The following is a 1,334-nucleotide window of genomic DNA, read 5'->3' as shown; positions in this document are numbered from 1 at the left end:
CTGAGGTATCCCCACAAATAATATAGCAAAATCAGTGAGATAAAAAAGAAGGGAACATTCATGGCGTTTGGTGATCAGATCAATCGCCAAACATCACTGAGACCAAACAGCCATGAATGCCCTATCTATTGTGAACAAAGTCGTATCGCTTGTCAGCTTTAAAATGCACAAGACTCGGCAAAAAGCAGTTATTGCTTGTGTTAAGAGTTTGCTCAATGGAAGCGCTGCGACTGTCACAAGCATCGGCCGAGGTATTAACACCAGAGCATTTGAGAAGCATCGAATCAAACGTGCTGACCGTTTGCTTTCAAACCCCAATCTGCTTAGCGAAGCCCCTTTTATTTATGTCGCTATTTGCCAACTATTTTGTGGCAGCACATCACGCCCCGTCATATCAATTGATTGGTCAGATTTAGATGACCGTAAAAAGCATTTTCTCTTACGTGCGGCGATATCTTTAAAAGGTAGGCCCATCACACTTTATCAGGAAGTTCATTGCAACAAGACCAAAGAGAAACCAGCCACACACAGGGCATTCTTAAGGACCTTACACACCATATTGCCTGCCGACTGTCGGCCTATTATCGTCACTGATGCAGGGTATAAGTCACCTTGGTTTAGGGAAGTCTTGGCGCTACGATGGGATATTGTTGGGCGTATCCGTAAGCCCCATTTTTACTCGCTTGATAGAGGAAATACGTGGCAATGTATTCGTCATCTTTACGCCCAAGCAACCGGTCGACCTAAGCGTTTTGATAATAGCCAGATAGTAAGAAGCAATCCCTTTGCCTGTACGCTTATTCTGTTTAAACAAAAGTCCAAGGGGCGTCACGCCACTAACCCAGACGGAACACGCAAATCATCTAAGCGTTCGAAAATCCACGCACAAGGGGCGAAAGATCCGTGGCTGTTAGCGACTTCACTCGCTTCTCATCGTCATTTATCTAAACAAGTTGTCGCTATCTATCGGCAGCGTATGCAAATTGAAGAAGGCTTCAGAGATATGAAAAGCACACGGTTCGGGTTAGGTTACGAACAAAACAAAAGTTACAAAAAGCAGCGTCTTACACTATTGGTGTTACTAACAACGTTAGCCTCTGTTGTCGCCATAATGCTCGGTATGATGCTAGTCACCTCAAGTAAACATCGTCGCTTCCAAGCAAACACCAATACAAAAAGAGTTTTATCGTTCCACTACCTTGGGCTCAGGGCTATCGCCTGTAGGATACGGTTTACCATACGACAATGGAAAGCTGCACTCGAGTGGTACAGCTCCTTAGTAGACGAAGCCTGGGGTGGAGGTACATGAAATTAAATTCGTGGGGATCCCTCAG

The 1,334-nt window shown here is 44.9% G+C and carries 1 protein-coding gene; it reads left to right on the top strand.

The features are described from left to right. The first annotated feature begins 112 nt into the window (after nucleotides 1-112). Nucleotides 113-1,309 (top strand): IS4 family transposase, encoded by a 1,197-nt coding sequence (locus C7Y69_RS19130; RefSeq protein WP_126873844.1) that lies wholly within the window; start codon nucleotides 113-115, stop codon nucleotides 1,307-1,309. The last annotated feature ends 25 nt before the right edge of the window (nucleotides 1,310-1,334 follow it).

It is taken from the genome of Alteromonas sp. KS69 (assembly GCF_003989595.1).
GTDB classification, from domain to species: Bacteria; Pseudomonadota; Gammaproteobacteria; order Enterobacterales; family Alteromonadaceae; genus Alteromonas; species Alteromonas naphthalenivorans.
This window is presented reverse-complemented; position numbering and strand designations above follow the sequence as displayed.